The sequence below is a fragment of the Mycobacterium sp. SP-6446 genome, assembly GCF_001954045.1.
Classification (GTDB): Bacteria; Actinomycetota; Actinomycetes; order Mycobacteriales; family Mycobacteriaceae; genus Mycobacterium.
Genome location: NZ_MBEM01000234.1, coordinates 25,622 through 42,988 on the forward strand (window position 1 = coordinate 25,622; position 17,367 = coordinate 42,988).

Annotated in this window: 18 protein-coding genes; 13 read left to right on the plus strand and 5 right to left on the minus strand. The window is 68.1% G+C overall.

All coding sequences use genetic code 11. The annotated features are described in order from the left end of the window. Nucleotides 1–14 precede the first annotated feature (14 nt). Nucleotides 15–1,385, plus strand: coding sequence for an FGGY-family carbohydrate kinase (locus A5736_RS21150; protein WP_076248442.1), 1,371 nt, complete (start codon nucleotides 15–17; stop codon nucleotides 1,383–1,385). A 9-nt stretch (nucleotides 1,386–1,394) separates the two neighbouring features. Further along, entirely contained in the window at nucleotides 1,395–2,060 is a 666-nt protein-coding gene (locus A5736_RS21155; protein ID WP_076126271.1) for a GNAT family N-acetyltransferase, read from the plus strand. A gap of 16 nt (nucleotides 2,061–2,076) precedes the next feature. Here the strand turns inward: A5736_RS21155 and A5736_RS21160 are convergent, their stop codons facing one another. Then, entirely contained in the window at nucleotides 2,077–2,994 is a 918-nt protein-coding gene (locus A5736_RS21160; RefSeq protein ID WP_076126273.1) for a class I SAM-dependent methyltransferase, read from the minus strand. A 7-nt stretch (nucleotides 2,995–3,001) separates the two neighbouring features. Then, nucleotides 3,002–3,913: a class I SAM-dependent methyltransferase gene (locus A5736_RS21165; RefSeq protein WP_076248383.1), complete on the minus strand. Its 912-nt coding sequence runs from the start codon at nucleotides 3,911–3,913 to the stop codon at nucleotides 3,002–3,004. A gap of 186 nt (nucleotides 3,914–4,099) precedes the next feature. Between A5736_RS21165 and secY the strand changes: the two genes are divergently transcribed. The 11 genes from secY (at nucleotide 4,100) to A5736_RS21220 (ending at nucleotide 13,769) form a co-directional block, all read left to right on the plus strand. Further along, complete coding sequence (gene secY, locus A5736_RS21170) at nucleotides 4,100–5,425, plus strand: preprotein translocase subunit SecY (protein WP_076126277.1); 1,326 nt, start codon at nucleotides 4,100–4,102, stop codon at nucleotides 5,423–5,425. Continuing rightward, the gene (locus tag A5736_RS21175) at nucleotides 5,422–5,967 is read left to right on the plus strand and encodes an adenylate kinase (protein WP_076126279.1); all 546 of its coding nucleotides are present in this window, start codon (nucleotides 5,422–5,424) and stop codon (nucleotides 5,965–5,967) included. The genes secY and A5736_RS21175 overlap by 4 nt, the downstream gene beginning before the upstream one ends. Before the next feature lie 2 nt (nucleotides 5,968–5,969). Beyond that, nucleotides 5,970–6,773 carry a type I methionyl aminopeptidase gene (gene map, locus A5736_RS21180; protein WP_076248385.1) on the plus strand — a complete coding sequence of 268 codons (804 nt, stop codon included), beginning with the start codon at nucleotides 5,970–5,972 and terminating at the stop codon, nucleotides 6,771–6,773. A 63-nt stretch (nucleotides 6,774–6,836) separates the two neighbouring features. Continuing rightward, on the plus strand, nucleotides 6,837–7,382 hold the full coding sequence (locus A5736_RS21185; protein WP_076061581.1) for a sigma-70 family RNA polymerase sigma factor: 546 nt from the start codon (nucleotides 6,837–6,839) through the stop codon (nucleotides 7,380–7,382). 78 nt (nucleotides 7,383–7,460) lie between these two features. After that, the gene (locus tag A5736_RS21190) at nucleotides 7,461–8,216 is read left to right on the plus strand and encodes an anti-sigma factor (protein ID WP_233148077.1); all 756 of its coding nucleotides are present in this window, start codon (nucleotides 7,461–7,463) and stop codon (nucleotides 8,214–8,216) included. Between the two features lie 49 nt (nucleotides 8,217–8,265). Further along, nucleotides 8,266–10,011 carry a thiamine pyrophosphate-binding protein gene (locus A5736_RS21195; RefSeq protein ID WP_076126287.1) on the plus strand — a complete coding sequence of 582 codons (1,746 nt, stop codon included), beginning with the start codon at nucleotides 8,266–8,268 and terminating at the stop codon, nucleotides 10,009–10,011. Beyond that, nucleotides 9,992–10,639, plus strand: coding sequence for an SRPBCC family protein (locus A5736_RS21200; protein ID WP_076248386.1), 648 nt, complete (start codon nucleotides 9,992–9,994; stop codon nucleotides 10,637–10,639). The genes A5736_RS21195 and A5736_RS21200 overlap by 20 nt, the downstream gene beginning before the upstream one ends. Before the next feature lie 7 nt (nucleotides 10,640–10,646). Continuing rightward, on the plus strand, nucleotides 10,647–11,666 hold the full coding sequence (locus A5736_RS21205; protein WP_076248388.1) for a 3-oxoacyl-ACP synthase III family protein: 1,020 nt from the start codon (nucleotides 10,647–10,649) through the stop codon (nucleotides 11,664–11,666). Next, nucleotides 11,666–12,712 (plus strand): histidinol-phosphate transaminase, encoded by a 1,047-nt coding sequence (locus A5736_RS21210; RefSeq protein WP_076126519.1) that lies wholly within the window; start codon nucleotides 11,666–11,668, stop codon nucleotides 12,710–12,712. Before A5736_RS21205 ends, A5736_RS21210 begins: the two co-directional genes overlap by 1 nt. A gap of 8 nt (nucleotides 12,713–12,720) precedes the next feature. Beyond that, a complete protein-coding gene (locus A5736_RS21215) occupies nucleotides 12,721–13,218 on the plus strand; it encodes a MarR family transcriptional regulator (RefSeq protein ID WP_076126291.1) in 498 nt (165 codons plus the stop codon). A 2-nt stretch (nucleotides 13,219–13,220) separates the two neighbouring features. Beyond that, a complete protein-coding gene (locus A5736_RS21220; RefSeq protein WP_076248389.1) occupies nucleotides 13,221–13,769 on the plus strand; it encodes a TIGR03086 family metal-binding protein in 549 nt (182 codons plus the stop codon). A gap of 15 nt (nucleotides 13,770–13,784) precedes the next feature. Here the strand turns inward: A5736_RS21220 and mmsB are convergent, their stop codons facing one another. The 3 genes from mmsB to A5736_RS21235 are packed head-to-tail and all read right to left on the minus strand — an operon-like array spanning nucleotide 13,785 to nucleotide 17,360. Continuing rightward, nucleotides 13,785–14,660 (minus strand): 3-hydroxyisobutyrate dehydrogenase, encoded by an 876-nt coding sequence (mmsB, locus tag A5736_RS21225; protein ID WP_076126295.1) that lies wholly within the window; start codon nucleotides 14,658–14,660, stop codon nucleotides 13,785–13,787. A 12-nt stretch (nucleotides 14,661–14,672) separates the two neighbouring features. Beyond that, a complete protein-coding gene (locus A5736_RS21230) occupies nucleotides 14,673–15,833 on the minus strand; it encodes an acyl-CoA dehydrogenase family protein (RefSeq protein ID WP_076248391.1) in 1,161 nt (386 codons plus the stop codon). 6 nt (nucleotides 15,834–15,839) lie between these two features. Continuing rightward, a complete protein-coding gene (locus A5736_RS21235) occupies nucleotides 15,840–17,360 on the minus strand; it encodes a CoA-acylating methylmalonate-semialdehyde dehydrogenase (protein ID WP_076126300.1) in 1,521 nt (506 codons plus the stop codon). Nucleotides 17,361–17,367 lie beyond the last annotated feature (7 nt).

The window sequence follows — 17,367 nt, forward strand, 5'->3', positions numbered from 1 at the left end:
GTACGGTGACGCCCGTGTCACGTGAAGGCCTGACAATCGGCATCGACGTGGGCAGCACCGCGGTCAAGGCGGTGGCCGCGGACGCCGACGGCCGGGTGGGGGCCCGGGTGCGGATTCCGCACGCCTTGCGGGTTCCGGCGCCCAACCGGCTGGAACACGACGCCGACGAGGCGTGGCGCCGGGGGCCTTCGGCCGCCCTTGCGCAGCTGGACCGTCCGGATGCGAGGGCGGTGGCGGTCGCGGCGATGGTCCCCTCGCTGACCGCAGTCGACGCCGCGGGCACGCCGCTGACACCGGGGCTGCTATACGGCGACGAGAGGGGCCGGGTGCCGGGCGCCGACCAACAGCCGCTGCCGGCGCTGGGCGAGGCCGCCGAGTTCCTGCGCTGGACGGCCGCCGAGGCCCCCGGCGCGGCCGGATACTGGCCGGCACCGGCGGTGGCCAACCACGCCCTGGCGGGCGAAGCGCTGATCGACGTCGCCACGGCGGCCACCGCCTTCCCCCTGTTCGACGGGACAGGCTGGGACCCGGCGGCATGCGCCGACCGCGGCGCGACCGTCGAGCAGATGCCCCGGGTGGAGACGATCGGAACGGCCGCCGGGCAGCTCCCCGGGACGGACGCCGTATTGGCGATCGGCGCCATCGACGCGCTGTGTGAACAGATCGTTGCCGGCGCCGACCGCGACGGCGACGTCCTCGTGCTGTGTGGCACCACCCTGATCGTGTGGAACACGATCCCCGAGTCACGGCAGGTGCCCGGCCTGTGGACCATCCCGCACACCGCCCCCGGCTTGAGCAAGATCGGCGGCGCCAGCAATGCCGGCGGGCTGTTTCTCGGCTGGGTCGATCGCCTCCTCGGGCCGGGTGACCCCGAGTCGGTCGACCCGCGCCGGGTGCCGGTGTGGTCGCCGTACATTCGCGGGGAGCGCACGCCGTTCCACGACCCGGACCGGCGCGCCGTGCTCGACGCCCTGGATCTCACCCACGACGCCGCCTCGCTGCGCCGGGCCGCATACGAGGCGTCGGGCTTCGTCGTTCGTCAGCTCATCGAGCTAAGCGGCGCGTCGGTATCGCGCATCGTCGCCACCGGCGGTGGTACCCGGCTACAGCCCTGGATGCAGGCCATCGCCGACGCCACCGGCCGGCCGGTCGAGGTGTCCGCGGTCGCCGAGGGCGCGGCGCTGGGAGCGGCTTTCCTCGCCCGCATCGCCGCCGGCCTGGAGACGACGATCGACGACGCGGCCCGCTGGGCCGCCACCGACCGCGTCGTCGACCCCGACCCCGCCTGGGTGGGGGCGGTCGAGGACCGCTATCGCCGGTTCCTGGAGCTGGGAAATCGGCGATCCGAGGCGATACCCCCGGCGACACCGCCGGGCGCGTTCTAGGCTTGTGCAATGACCGACCACGACCGCAAAGCCGCCCGCCGCGAGATCGCCGACGCCCTGTTGAACGCCCTCGAACGCAGGCACGAAATCGCCGACGTCGTGGTCGAGTCCGAGGACAAGGCGGCCGCGGTCGAGGCGATCGTCAAATTGCTCGACACGTCGCACGTGGCCGCCGAGGCGGTGATGAGCATGTCCTTCGACCAACTCACCATCAACTCGCGCAGGCAGATCCTCGCCGAACTCGAGGACCTGAACAAACAGCTGAGCTTCACGGTGGGCGAGCGGCCGGCCAGCTCGGGCGAGACCCTGCAGCTGCGGCCCTTTTCCGCCAAGCACGACCGCGACATCTTCGCCACCCGAACCGAGGACGTCGGCGCCGCCGGCGACGGCTCCGGCGGACCGGCGGGCAACCTCGACGACGAGATCCGCGCCGCGCTGCGACGTGTCGACGACGAAGAGGCAGCGTGGTTCGTGGCCGTCGATTCGGGGCAGAAGGTCGGCATGGTGTTCGGCGAGCTGGTCAACGGCGAGGTGAACGTGCGGATCTGGATCCACCCCGACCACCGGAAGAAGGGTTACGGCACCGCCGCGCTGCGCAAGTCGCGCTCGGAGATGGCGTGGTGTTTCCCCGCCGTTCCGCTGGTGGTCCGGACCCCGGCGGCCAAACCGGGCTAAGTCAGCCTAAGTCAGCCTAAGTCAGCTCTGCCGACACGTATCGGATATCGCCGAACGCGACCATCGATTGGTCCGGGAATTCAAAACCGTTGGCGGCGTAGAGTTCCTGCGTGCTGTGCACCGTCGCCCGCCAGCCGCGGTCGCCCAGGTAGTCGACCACGTCGTTGCGCTCGCCGGGATAGACCAAGTCGGCCCAGTTGAGGTTCAATCCGAGGCGCCGCCAGCGCTCGCTGATCTCCTGCCCCCGCCTTTCGATGCGTTCGCGAATGTTCGGCACGTAGCCGGTGCCCAGCCTGCTGCCCGCGGCGCTCAGCGCGGTGATGTTGTCGAACAAGCGGTCCTGCGCGTCCGGCGGCAGGTACCCCAGCAGGCCTTCGGCGATCCAGGCCGCGGGCCGCGTGGTGTCAAATCCGGTGTCGCGCAACGCCGCCGGCCAGTCGTCGCGCAGGTCGATCCCGACGGCCCTGCGGTCGGCGGTCGGGGCCGCGCCGAGGTCGGCCAGGGTGCGGGTCTTGAACTCGATCACCTTCGGCTGGTCGATCTCGTAGAGGACGGTGCCGGCCGGCCACGGCAGCCGGTAGGCGCGGGTGTCGAGGCCGGAAGCCAGGATGACGGCCTGGCGTATCCCGGCCTCGGCCGCCTCGATGAAGAAGGAGTCGAAGAACCGGGTGCGAACGGCCATCCCCTCACCGAGGCGGCGCGGGGTGAAGGCCGGATCGTCCTCGGCGACTTCGATTTCCCCGTTCATCATCCGGATGAAGGCGTCCACACCCACCGCGTTCACCAGAGGCTCGGCGAATGGATCGTCGATGAGCGGGTTCGGGCCCTTGGACGCCATCGCCCGCCGGGCTGCCACCGCGGTGGCGGTGGCTCCGACGCTGGACGCCAAATCCCAACTGTCGCCGTCGAATCGCTTGGTGTCGCTCTGTGTCATGGGCGTCCTAACCGAGGGTTGCGGTGACGCAGGTGATGTTGCGCAACTGCGCCAGCTCGTCGTCGTCCGGGAAGACGAGACCGTAATCGGCGAACATCTCCCGCCGTGGCCGCGAGTGCACCTGCCAGCCCCGACCGCTCAGGTACTCGATGACGTTGCTGCGCTCGCCGTCGAAGAACAGCCCGGACAGGTCGATGTCGCAGCCCAAATTGGCCCACCGCTTGTTGAATTCGGCGGCGCGATCGGACATCGCTATACCGGAGTCGGGATGGTATTCGGTGGCCAGCTTGCTTCCCGGCGCGGACATCGAGGTGATGTTGTCGAAGAGCCGGTCCTGGGCTTCGGGCGGCAGGTACATCAGCAGGCCCTCTGCGCTCCAGGAAGTCGGCTGCGTGACGTCAAACCCGCTGGCGCGCAACGCCTCCGGCCAGTCTTCTCGCAGGTCGATGCTGACGGTTCGCCGGTCCGCGGACGGCGCGGCGCCCAGGGCCGCCATCGTGGCGCTCTTGAACTCGATGACCTGGGGCTGATCGACCTCGTACACCACGCTGCCGGGCGGCCAGGACAGCCGATAGGCGCGGGCGTCCAGGCCGGCGGCCAGGATCACCGATTGGCGAACCCCGTCGCGGGCCGCGTTCAGGAAGAAGTCGTCGAAGAAGCGGGTGCGCACCGCGATCGAATCGGTCTCGAGCGCCAGGTCGCGTTCGCCGCCGTCGGGCTTTTCGGTGGAGACGATTTCACCGTCGACCAGGCGGCGGAAGAAATCGAGCCCGACCGCGCGCACCAGCGGCGCGGCGTACGGGTCGTTGATGATCGGGTCGGTTCCGCCACTGGCCAGCGCCCGCGCCGCGGCGACCATCGTCGCGGTGGCACCCACGCTGGAGGCCAGGTCCCAGCTGTCTTGATCGGTCCGTGTCATCGCGCTCCCCACTTATTTAGCAAATGCAACGAGCCACCAGAACTCTACGCCTTGCGGGGCCTACGCAAGTCAGCTGTTAGTCTCGTACACGATTTGACGCGCTGGAGATATAGGACGGCCGTACGTCCTGGCCTGCGGGTGTTGGGCGCGTGACGGAGGGCCACCCACGGCTGCGCAGGAGGAAGAGTGCTTTCGGCTTTCATCTCATCGCTGCGGACAGTCGACCTGAGACGGAAGATTCTCTTCACCCTTGGCATCGTCGTCCTTTATCGGCTCGGCGCCGCACTGCCGTCGCCCGGCGTCAACTTCCCGAACGTGCAGCAGTGCATCAAAGAGGCCAGCGGCGGCGAAGCGGGACAGATCTACTCGCTGATCAACCTGTTCTCCGGCGGCGCGCTGCTCAAACTCACCGTGTTCGCGGTGGGGGTGATGCCGTACATCACGGCCAGCATCATCGTGCAGCTGCTCACCGTGGTCATCCCGCGGTTCGAGGAACTGCGCAAGGAGGGCCAGTCCGGCCAGGCCAAGATGACGCAGTACACCCGCTATCTGGCCATCGCGCTGGCCGTCCTGCAGGCCACCAGCATCGTGGCCCTGGCGGCCAACGGCGGGCTGCTGCAGGGCTGCTCGCTGGACATCATCGCCGATCAGAGCATTTTCACGCTGGTCGTCATCGTGCTGGTGATGACGGGCGGCGCGGCGCTGGTGATGTGGATGGGCGAGCTGATCACCGAACGCGGCATCGGCAACGGCATGTCCCTGCTGATCTTCGTCGGTATCGCCGCGCGCATTCCCTCCGAGGGCAAAACCATCCTGGACAGCCGCGGCGGCGTCATCTTCGCCGCCGTGTGCGTGGCCGCGCTGATCATCATCGTCGGCGTGGTGTTCGTCGAGCAGGGCCAGCGCCGCATCCCGGTGCAATACGCAAAGCGCATGGTGGGGCGGCGCATGTACGGCGGAACGTCGACGTATCTGCCGCTCAAGGTCAACCAGGCCGGCGTCATTCCGGTCATCTTCGCGTCGTCGCTCATCTACATACCGCACCTGATCACCCAGCTGATCCGCAGTGGCAGTGGCGGCATGGGCAATAGCTGGTGGGACAAGTTCGTCGGCAGCTACCTGTCCGACCCGAGCGACCCGGTCTACATCGGCATCTATTTCGGGCTGATCATCTTCTTCACGTACTTCTACGTCTCGGTCACCTTCAATCCCGACGAGCGCGCCGACGAGATGAAGAAATTCGGCGGCTTCATTCCGGGCATCCGGCCGGGCAAGCCGACCGCCGATTACCTGCGTTATGTGCTGAGCCGGATCACCCTGCCCGGCTCGATCTACCTGGGCGCGATCTCGGTGCTGCCGAACCTGTTCCTGCAGATCGGCAATGGCGGAGCGGTCCAGAACTTGCCCTTCGGCGGTACGGCGGTTCTGATCATGATTGGCGTCGGTTTGGATACGGTCAAACAAATCGAGAGTCAACTCATGCAGCGCAACTACGAAGGGTTCCTCAAGTGAGAGTCGTTTTGCTGGGACCGCCGGGCGCGGGCAAGGGGACGCAGGCAGGACGGCTCGCCGAGAAGCTCGGGATCCCGCAAATCTCCACGGGCGAGTTGTTTCGCCGCAACATCGAGGACGGCACCAAACTCGGCCTGGAAGCCAAGCGCTATCTGGACGCCGGTGACCTGGTGCCCTCCGACCTCACGAACCAGCTCGTCGACGATCGGCTGGACGATGCGGATGCGGCCAACGGTTTCATCCTGGACGGGTATCCGCGCTCGCTCGAGCAGGCCAAAGCGCTGCATGAAATGCTCGGACGCCGCGGCACCGACATCGACGCGGTGCTGGAGTTCCGGGTGTCGCAGGAGGAGTTGTTCCAGCGGCTCAAGGGCCGGGGCCGAGCCGACGACACCGACGACGTCATCGTCAATCGGATGAACGTCTACCGCGACGAGACCGCCCCGTTGCTGGAGTACTACAGCGACCAGTTGAAGACCGTCGACGCCGTGGGCTCGATGGACGAGGTGTTCGCCCGCGCGCTGCAAGCGCTGGGCAAGTAGCGATGAGCCCGCTGGCACGGCTGCGGGGTCGCAGGGTCGTGCCGCAGCGCAGTGCGGCGGAACTCGACGCGATGGCCGCCGCAGGCGCCGTGGTCGCGGCCGCGCTGGACGCCGTGCGCGCGGCGGCTGTCGTGGGGGCGTCGACGCTAAGCCTGGACCAGATCGCGGAGTCGGTGATCCGCGAGGCCGGCGCGATCCCGTCGTTCCTGGGCTATCACGGGTACCCGGCGTCGATCTGCGCGTCGGTCAACGATCGGGTGGTGCACGGCATCCCGTCCGCCGCGGAAACGCTGGCGCCCGGGGATCTGGTTTCCATCGACTGCGGCGCGGTCCTGGACGGTTGGCATGGTGACGCGGCGATCACCTTCGGGGTGGGCGCGCTGGATCCGGCCGACGACGCGCTGTGCGCGGCCACCAGGGAATCGCTGGAAGCCGGCATCGCGGCGATGGTGGCGGGGAACCGCCTGACCGACGTCTCGTTTGCCATCGAGACCGGCACGCATGCCGCCGAGGCTCGCTACGGCCGCGCATTCGGGATCGTGGAGGGGTACGGGGGCCACGGCATCGGCCGGCACATGCACATGGACCCGTTCCTGCCCAACGAGGGCTCACCGGGTCGGGGCCCGCTACTGGCCCCCGGATCGGTGCTGGCCATCGAACCCATGCTGACGCTTGGCACGGGCAAAACCTCCGTGTTGGACGACCAATGGACGGTCACTACCACCGACGGCTCACGGGCGGCACATTGGGAACACACCGTCGCGGTGACGGACACCGGGCCGCGCATTCTGACGCTCGCGTCCTGACCCCCGACGCTTTAGTGAACTAAATACCTGCTCGACTCGTTCCAGTTGGCAGGAGGTGATCGAGTGGCTCGGGTTGCCGGCACTTGGAGGGCGTCCGGGGCTGCCGAAGCCGCTCTGATGAAGGCGCTCTACGACGAACATGCCGCAGTCTTGTGGCGCTATGCGCTGCGCCTGACCGGAGACCCGAGCCAATCGGAAGACGTGGTCCAAGAGACATTGTTGCGGGCGTGGCAACACCCCGAAGTCATCGGCGACACCGACAGGTCGGCGCGGGCATGGCTGTTCACCGTGGCCCGCAACATGATCATCGACGACCGGCGCAGTGCGCGGTACCGCAACGTGGTCGGTTCGCTGGACGAGGCGGGCGCGCCGGAGCAATCCACGCCCGACGAGGTGAACGCGGCGCTGGATCGGCTGCTGATCGCCGACGCCATGGTGCAACTATCCGCGGAGCACCGGGCCGTCATCGAGCGTTCCTACTACCGCGGATGGACCACCGCGCAGATTGCTGCGGATCTCGAGATCGCGGAAGGAACAGTGAAGTCGCGACTACACTATGCCGTACGGGCATTGCGGCTCACTCTGCAGGAACTTGGAGTCACGCGATGACGGCCCGGGGGTGTGTTCGAGGATCCATCCGGGCGGTCGTCGGCTCCGAATACTTGAGGGTGACGGGAGATGGATGACATGAGGACGCCGCAATGGGGCATCGGCCCGCCCGGTGACAACGAGGTACTTGGCTTGACTATCGAAGACAGCCACCGTTACGCGATGTGGGATGCCGCATACGTGCTGGGGTCGTTGTCTGCCGTCGACCGCCGCGAATTCGAGGCGCACATGGCCGGCTGCCCGGCGTGCCGCGAGGCGGTCGCCGAACTCAGCGGCGTGCCCGCCCTGCTCTCGCAACTCGACCATGACGAGGTGGCCGCGATCGGCGAATCCGGCCCCGCCCAAGCGGCCCCGCCGGAGATGTCGCCGGAACTGTTGCCGTCGTTGCTGGCAACGGTGCGCTGGCGCCGCCGCCGTACCCGCGTGACCACCTGGGTGGCCTCGTCCGCTGCGGCCGCCGTGTTGGGGGTCGGGGTGCTGGTCGGCGTGCAGGGGCATTTCTCGACGCCGCCGCAACAGGTCGCGTCCGCGCAGGACATGTCGCAGGTCGGCACCACCCTGCTGACCTCCACGGTGTCGCTGTCCAGCCAGCACTGGGGGACATTCATCAACCTGAAGTGCGTCTGCCTCGCACCGATTTATGCGCACCACGACACGCTCGCGATGGTCGTGGTCGGTCGCGACGGCAGCCAGACGCGGCTGGCGACCTGGGTGGCCGAACCGGGCCACACCGCCACGCCCGCGGGCAGCATCTCGACGCCGATCGACCAGATCGCCGCCGTGCAGGTGGTATCCGCCGATACCGGACAGGTCTTGCTGCAGCGCTCGCTCTAAATTTCGCACCCGCGGTGAACTGAAGTTACCCGCCAGTCGTGTTACACACATGCCTCGGGAGCAGCGCGTGGTCGACCACGTCGTCGAGCGTCTCGCGTCCATCGGAGTCGACCACATCTTCGGCGTGGATGGTGCCAACATCGAGGATCTCTACGACGCCGCGCATTTCCGTACAGACATCACGGCGATTTTGGCCAAGCACGAATTCTCCGCGGCCACCATGGCCGATGGCTACAGCCGCAGCGGGGCCGGACTGGGTGTGGTCGCGGCAACCTCGGGCGGCGGCGCGCTGAACCTCGTTGCGGCCCTCGGGGAGTCGCTGACAAGCCGCGTTCCTGTGTTGGCGTTGGTCGGCCAAACCGCCACCACGATGGACGGCCGGGGCAGTTTTCAGGACACCAGCGGCAGCAACGGATCGCTGGACGCCGAGGCGGTGTTTTCCGCGGTGTCGCTGTGGTGCCGGCGGGTGCTCTCGCCGGCCGACATCGCGCCCGCGCTGTCGGAGGCCATTGCCGCGGCACGCACCGGCGGCCCGGCAGTGTTGTTGTTGCCCAAGGATATTCAGCAGGGATACGTCGACATTGATGGTGACGGCGCCAATGCAGCCCGTGAGCTGCGTCCCATCGGCAATCCGGCTCCGATCGTTCCGGTGCTACGCGACGCTGAGGGCCCGGTCACCATCATCGCGGGCGAGCAGGTCGCCCGCGATAACGCCCGCGCCGAGCTCGAAGCGCTGCGTGCGGTGTTGCGGGCGCGGGTGGCCACCGTGCCCGACGCCAAGGACGTCGCGGGCACGCCGGGCCTCGGGTCCTCGTCGTCGCTCGGCGTGACCGGCGTGATGGGCCACCCGGGCGTGGCCGAAGCGGTGGCGGCGAGCGCCGTCTGCCTCGTGGTCGGCACCCGGCTGTCGGTCACCGCGCGGACCGGACTGGACGATGCGCTGGCCGCGGTGCGGACGGTCTCAATCGGGTCCGCGCCGCCGTATGTTTCGTGCACTCACGTGCACACCGAGGACCTGCGCGGCTCGCTGCGCATGCTCACCCAGGCGCTGACGGGGCGGGGACGACCGACGGGCGTGCGGGTGCCCGATGTGGTGCGGCGCACCGAGCTGACGCCGCCTCCCTGCGAGGGCGATGGTGTGCGCTACCGCGACGCCATGGCGGTGCTGGACCATGCGCTGCCCGACGGGACGGACATCGTGGTCGACGCCGGCAACACCGGCGCGGCGGCGATCCATTACCTCGGTGCGCGCCGCGGCGGCAGGTTCGCGGTCGCGCTCGGCATGGGCGGCATGGGATACAGCTTTGGGGCCGGCATCGGGATGGCGTTCGGGCGAGCCACGAGTGGACGGTCCCGGGGCCGCACCGTGGTGATCGCGGGCGATGGGGCGTTCTTCATGCACGGCATGGAGGTGCACACCGCCGTGCAGTACCGGCTGCCCGTGACGTTCGTGCTGTTCAACAACAACGCCCACGCCATGTGCGTGACTCGCGAGCAGCTGTTCTACGACGATCTCTACAGCTACAACCGATTCCGTCCCAGCCGGCTCGGCGCGGGCCTGGCCGCCATGTTCCCGGGCCTGACATCCGTTGACGCCACCGATCTGGGCGGGTTCGCCGCCGCGATGCGCGTGGCCCTGGACGCCGACGGGCCGGCGGTGGTCAGCGTCGAGTGCGCCGCCGACGAAATCCCTCCGTTCGCACCGTTCCTCGCCCAGGCGCCGACCAAAGCCACTGCCCCAGAAAAGATTCCAACCTCGAAGGAGAACCGAACCGATGTCGCTGCCAGCGCTTGAGGACATTCCGACACCCATCGACGGGGTCGTCCGCATCGAAACCAGCCCCAGGGAAAAGGCCACACCGATCATCATGGAGATGATGCGTTCGGTCTACCCGCACGACCAGGTGTTCGGCGAATACTGCACCGTCAACGATTACATCGACTGCCCGCCCGACGAGCTGTTCGAGTACATGTCCGACACGCGCAGTCTCGAGGAGTGGACGTACAGCCTGCGCGGCTTCACCACCACCGACGAGTCGGGCCTGTGGCTGGCCCACGACCGGCTCGGCTCGGAAACCGAGATCTACACCCGCACCGTCGTCAACGAGCAGGCGCGGACCGTCGACTACCACTGCGCCTGGGATCAGGGCAAGCACCTGTGGATGATCTATCTGATGCGCGTCATCGACGCTCAGGTGGTGCTCGACAAGCCGGGTTCGGTTGTGCTGTGGACCAATTGCCACCATCCGTTCTACGACCACAACCCGTATCCGGAGACCGCGCCGCCCGGGCGCCCGGTGTGGGTCGGTGACTTCTGGGACATGTTCGGCGCCGGCCACCTGCTGGAGATGAAGAACCTCAAGGCAATCGCCGAGTACCGCCACCGCAACGGCCTGCCGGTCACCCCGAAATGGATGAGCTGAGGACACCGTGAGCCAGCCCGCCGTCAGCCTGATCGACGTCTCCGCCTATCTGCCGGGTGAGCCGATCGGCGCCGAGTACTACGCGCAATTCGCCGAATCCGATGACCTGCGCGACAACGTCATGTTCCGCGCCCCGAAGTACCGCCATCACGTCGCGCCGGACGAGACCGCGATCGACATGATCGAACGAGCCGCGCAGGGGCTGATCGAACGCCACGGCCACGACGCCGTCGAAGGCGTGGACGTGTTGATCACCCACACCCAGGTGCCGGACATGGCCTTCTACGGCGAAGGGGGCGGCATCGCTCACCGGCTTGGCCTGCGGCCCTCCTGGGTGCTGGACCTGAACAACGGCGGTTGTGCCGCATTTGTGTTGGCGCTCAACGTGGCTCGTAAGCTGTTGTCGACCGGCGAGGGTCACAGCGCGCTGATCGCCATCGCGCAGAACGCGGCCGGTCAGTTCTTCGATCAACCGACGATCAGGCGCAAGGCGCAGTCGGCGGTGCCGGGTGACGGCGCCGCTGTCGGGTTGGTCACGGTCGGTGACGACTCGCCCATCCTTGACGTCGAGTGCCGCACCTACGGCGAATACGCGGGTGAGATGACGCTCTCGTACGACCCGCCCCGCAAGTGGTGGGCGGCCGGGCTCGGCGAGGGCAGCATCGGGTTCACCGAAAACAAGATCACCAAGGTGCTCGCCCGGGGTAACCGGCAGGTTCCCGAGGTCGCGCTGGCGGTCTGCGACCGAATCGGCCTGCCCGCCAAGGAAATCGACCTGCTGGTGACCAACCAACCGAACCGGGCGTTCCTGCGCAACTGGCGCGAAGCGCTCGAGTTGCCCAAGGAACGTCACCGCGACACCTTCGAAGAGTGCGGCAACCTGTTCGGCGCCGGGATCCCGGTGAACCTCGACCGCGCGATATCGGACGGACAGGTCCGGGCGGGCGACGTGGTGATGATGGCGGGCTTCGCGCACGCCGGTGATTTCGCCGGCGCGGCCGCGGTGCGGTGGGGCGGACGAGGCTGATGGTCGCGGGCCCCCTGGCGGTCGAGTTCGACGACGCGTTTCCCGACGCGATCGATCCGCATGCGTTGTCGCTGAACGAAAACCCGTTTCCACCGCTGCCGGCGGTGCGGTCGGTATTGATCCGCTCCATCGATGCGGCCAACCGCTATCCGGAGTTTCTGCCCGAGCGGTTGCGCAACCTGATCGCCGGGCGCATCGGCGTGCCCGCTGACCAGGTGGTGCTGGGCGCCGGGGCGACCGGGGTGGTGCTGCAGGCGTTGCAGGCGCTGACCGCGCCGGGGGACGCGATCGCCATGTCGACGCCGACCTTCGACGGCTATCCGATCATCGCCGAGATGACCCGGCTGCGGTCGGTGACCGTCGCGCTCGATGAGCACGGTCATAACGACCTCGACGGGCTGGCCGACGCCGCCGCGGCCGCGCGGGTGGTGGTGGTGTGCCGGCCGCACAACCCGACGGGCACGCTCGAGCCGGCGGCCCAGCTGTTCCGATTCCTGCGCCGCGTGCCACGCGATACCGCCGTGGTGCTCGACGAGGCGTACATCGAGTTCGCCGCGGCCGAGCACCGCATCGATGTGGCGGCGCTGGTTCGGCGCTTCCCGAACGTCGTGGTGGTACGGACCTTCTCCAAGGCCTACGGGCTGGCCGGCCTGCGGATCGGTTACGGTCTGGCCTCCGGCGAGCTGGCCCGCATGCTGTGGTCCCAGCAGCTGCCGTTCGGCATCGCGATGACCAGCCTGCCCGCGGTCGCGGCGTCCTACCACGCCGAAGGCCAACTGCTGCAACGGATCCGATCGATAACCGCCGAGCGTCGCTACCTCCGGATGCGCCTGAGCGCCCTGGGGATATACACCACCGACGCCCACGCCAACTTCGTGTACCTGCCGTCGAGGGGTCGGCTGTGGCGCGAGGCGTTCGCCGACAGCGGACTGCAGGTTCGCTGTTACGCGGACGGCGGCGCACGCGTCACCGTGGGCAACCGGGCGTCGACACAGGCGGTGCTGTCCGCGGTGGGAAAGTCCACGCCGGGGCTCCAAGTGCGGTAAGAAAGGGCGTGGCCGCCTCCAAACGGGATCCGATCGCGGCGGCACGCGCCAACTGGGAGCGTGCCGGGTGGGGCGATGTTTCGCAGGGGATGGTCGCGGTGACGTCGGTGATGCGCGCCCATCAGATCCTGCTGGCTCGCGTCGAGAGCGCGCTGCGCCCCTATGACTTGAGCTTCTCCCGTTTCGAGTTGCTGCGGTTGCTGGCTTTCAGCCGCACCGGCGCGCTGCCGATCACCAAGGCGTCCGACCGGCTGCAGGTTCACGTCACCAGCGTGACCCATGCCATCCGCCGGCTGGAGGCCGATGGGCTGGTTCAGCGGGTGCCGCACCCCACCGACGGCCGGACGACCCTGGTGCAGATCACCGATCTCGGCCGCTCCACCGTCGAGGACGCCACCGTCACCCTCAACGAGCAGGTGTTCGCCGACATCGGGATGAAGGCCGACGAATCGCAGGCGTTGGTGTCGTCCATTGAAAGTCTGCGGCGCAACGCGGGAGACTTCTAGGCATGGACGCACTCACTGCTCACCAGCGCGCTCAGGACGCGTTCGCCCGCGTCCTCGCCAACGTCAGCCCCGACCAGCTGGGCGCCCCGACGCCCTGCTCGGAGTGGGCGATCGGGGATCTGATCGAACACGTCATCGGCGGTAACGAGCACGTTGGGCTCTGGGCGGAGACCCCCATTGAGCCGCCGGCCCGGCCCGACGACCTCGCGGCGGCGCACCGGGGGTCCGCCGCCGCGGCACAGGCCGTCTTCGCTGGTCCGGACGGGATGTCCATGATGTTCAAGCTGCCATTCGCCGAGATCCCCGGACAAATGTTCATCGGACTGCGCACCAGCGACGTGCTGACCCACGCGTGGGACCTCGCGACCGCCACCGGGCAGCCGACGGATCTCGATCCGGAATTGGCGGCCGAGCAACTCGCCGCGGTGCGGGCGTTCGTCGGGCCCCAGTTCCGCGGGCCGGGCAAGCCCTTCGCCGAGGAGCAGCCGTGTGCACCCGAGCGTGCGACCGCGGATCAACTCGCCGCGTTTTTGGGCCGAAAGGTCCAGTGACGCACCGTTTCTGGCTCAGCCGCCCCGCAGCACCTCGATCACCGCGCTGAAGTCTTCGTCGGCATGGTCGGCGGCGAACTTCGCGTAGATCTCCGCGGCGTGAGTGCCCAGCGGCGCCGACGAGCCGGTTGACGTCACCGCGTCCATCGCCAGGCCCAGGTCCTTGTTCATCAGCGCGGTCGCGAATCCCGGCTTGAAGTCGTTGTTGGCCGGCGATGTCGGAACCGGGCCCGGCACCGGGCAATTGGTGTGCACGGCCCAGCAGTTCCCGGTCGCGCCGGTGATCACGTCGAACAACGCCTGCGCCGACAGCCCGAGCTTCTCGGCCAGCACGAATGCCTCGCCGATCGCGATCTGCTCCACCGCCAGCACCATGTTGTTGCACACCTTGGCCGCCTGCCCGGCCCCGGCCGCACCGCAGTGGATGACCTTGCCCGCCATCGGTTCCAGCACCGGCCGCGCTCGCTCCAGCGCGGACTCGTCGCCCCCGACCATGAACGCCAGCGTCCCGGCGACGGCGCCCTTGACCCCGCCGGAGACCGGTGCGTCCAGCTGCGAAACCCCCTGCGATTCCGCGAGCGAGTGCACCTCGCGGGCGTCGTTGACCGAGATCGTTGAGCTGTCGATGAACAGCGCGCCGGCCCGCGCGGTGGGCAACACGTCGACGTAGCAGCGCTTGACCAACTCGCCGTTGGGCAGCATGGTGATCACCACGTCGGCCGCGGCGACCGCCTCGGCGGCGCTGTCGAATATGGTGACGCCACCCGCGGCTCCGGCTGCTGCCGCCGCCGGCACCGGATCGAACCCGCGCACGATGTGTCCGGCGGCAACCAGATTCGCCGACATCGGCGCGCCCATGTTGCCCAGTCCCAAGAACGCGATCGCCGACATTGGCTCCCTCTCCTACACGCTGGCCCGGAACCGCGCGGCCTCGGCCCGCCCGATGACGACCCGCATTATTTCGTTGGTCCCTTCCAGGATTCGATGCACCCGCAGATCGCGGACGATCTTTTCCAGACCATACTCGCGCAGGTAGCCATAGCCGCCGTGCAGCTGCAGGGCTTTGTCCGCAACCTCGAAGCAGGTATCGGTGACATAGCGTTTGGCCATCGCGCACAGCTCGACCTTGTCGGCGTCGTCGGCGTCCAACGCAGCCGCCGCGCGCCACAACAACATTCGCGAGGTCTCCAGCCCAGTGGCCATGTCGGCCAGGGTGAACCGGATCGTGGGCTCGTCGAGCACGGGAGAGCCGAACGCCTGCCGCTCGCGCACATAGGCTCCCGCTTTGTCGAAGGCGGACTGCGCGCCGCCCAGCGAGCAGGCCGCGATGTTGAGCCGACCACCGTTGAGACCGTTCATCGCGATGCCGAAGCCGGCACCCTCGCCATCCGCGCCGCCCAGCATCGCGTCGGCGGGGACCCGCACACCCTCGAAGATTACCTGCGCGGTGGGTTGCGCGTGCCAGCCCATCTTCTCCTCGGGCGAGCCGAAACTCAGCCCCGGCGTGTCCTTTTCGACGATGAAGGCCGAGATGCCGCGCGGGCCGTCGCCGCCGGTGCGGGCCATCACGACGTACACGTCGGAGGCTCCGGCGCCGGAAATGAACTGCTTGACCCCGTCGAGCACGTAGTCGCCACCCTGCCTGACGGCGCGCGTGCTCAGGGCGCCGGCGTCCGACCCCGCGTTCGGCTCGGTCAGGCAGTAGCTGGCGATGACGTCCATCGGCGCCAACCGCGGAATCCATTCCTTCCGTTGCTCGTCGGTGCCGAACGTGTCGATCATCCACGCGCACATGTTGTGGATGGACATGAACGCGGCCGTCGTAGGGTCGGCAATCGCCAACTGCTCGAAGATCCGAACCCCGTCGAGCCGGCGCAGCCCGCTGCCGCCGACGTCATCGCGGCAATAGATCGCCGCCATGCCGAGCTCGGCGGCCTCGCGCAACACGTCCGTCGGAAAATGCTTGGTGGTATCCCATTCCAGAGCGTGCGGGGCGAGGCATTTGGCGGCGAACGCGGCCGCCGTCTCGGTGATGACGCGTTCGTCATCGTTCAGAGTGAACATGATGCCCTAATTCATTGTGGGGATGACGAATTCGGCGCCGTCCTTGATGCCGGACGGCCAGCGCGACGTGACCGTCTTGACCTTCGTGTAGAACTGGATCGATGCCGGCCCGTGCTGGTTGAGGTCGCCGAAGCCGGAGCGCTTCCAGCCGCCGAAAGTGTGATAGGCCACCGGGACCGGGATCGGCACGTTGACACCGACCATGCCGACCTGAACCCGGGAGACGAAGTCACGGGCGGCGTCGCCGTCGCGGGTGAAAACCGCCACGCCGTTGCCGTACTCGTGCTCCGACGGCAGCCGCAAGGCCTCCTCGTAGTCGTGCGCGCGCACGATGCACAGGACCGGCCCGAAGATCTCGTCGGTGTAGATCGACATGTCGGGGGTGACGTGGTCGAAGAGCGTGGGGCCGATGAAGAATCCGCCCTCGAGGTTGGCGTCCCCGAAGGTCAGGTCGTCGCTGGTCCGCTCGCGGCCGTCGATCACCAGCTCGGCGCCGGCGTCGACGCCCTGGCCGATGTAGTCGCGCACCCGCGTCAGCGCGGCGTCGGTGACCAGCGGACCGTAGTCGGCCTTGGGGTCCAGGCTGTGCCCGACGCGCAGGTTGTTGATTCGCTCAATGAGCCTGGCGCGCAACCGTTCCGCGGTTTGTTCACCGACCGGCACCGCGACGCTGATCGCCATGCAGCGTTCGCCGGCGCTGCCGTAGCCGGCGCCGATGAGCGCGTCGACGGCCTGGTCGAGGTCGGCGTCGGGCATCACGATCATGTGGTTCTTGGCGCCGCCGAAGCACTGTGACCGCTTGCCGGTCGCCGCGGCGGTCGAATAGATGTAGTGGGCGATGTCGGAGCTGCCGACGAAGCCCACGGCCTTGATGTCGGGATGGTGCAGGATGGCGTCGACAGCTTCCTTGTCGCCGTGCACCACCTGGAACACGCCGGGCGGCAGGCCGGCCTCCAAGAACAGCTCGGCCAGACGCACGGGGACAGACGGGTCACGTTCGCTGGGCTTGAGCACGAACGCGTTGCCACACGCGAGGGCCGGTCCGGCCTTCCACAGCGGGATCATTGCCGGGAAGTTGAACGGCGTGATGCCCGCGACCACACCCAGGGGCTGACGCAACGAATAGACGTCGATGCCCGGGCCGGCGCCCTCGCTGTACTCGCCCTTGAGCAGATGCGGGATCCCGATGCAGAACTCGATCACCTCGATGCCGCGCTGGATGTCGCCCTTGGCGTCGGCGACCGTCTTGCCGTGCTCGAGGGACAGCAGCTCGGCCAGCTCGTCGCTGTTGGCGTTGACCAGCTCGATGAAGCGCATCATCACCCGGGCGCGGCGCTGCGGATTCCATGCTGCCCAATCCTTTTGGGCCTCGACGGCCGAGGCCACCGCCGCGTCGATGTCGGCCTTACCGGCCATCGGCACCTTCGCCTGCACCGCGCCGGTGCTGGGGTTGAAAACATCGGCCGTGCGGCTGGATTGGCCGGCGGTGCGCTTCCCATCGATGAAGTGCGGGATCTGTGTGGTCATGGTGGCC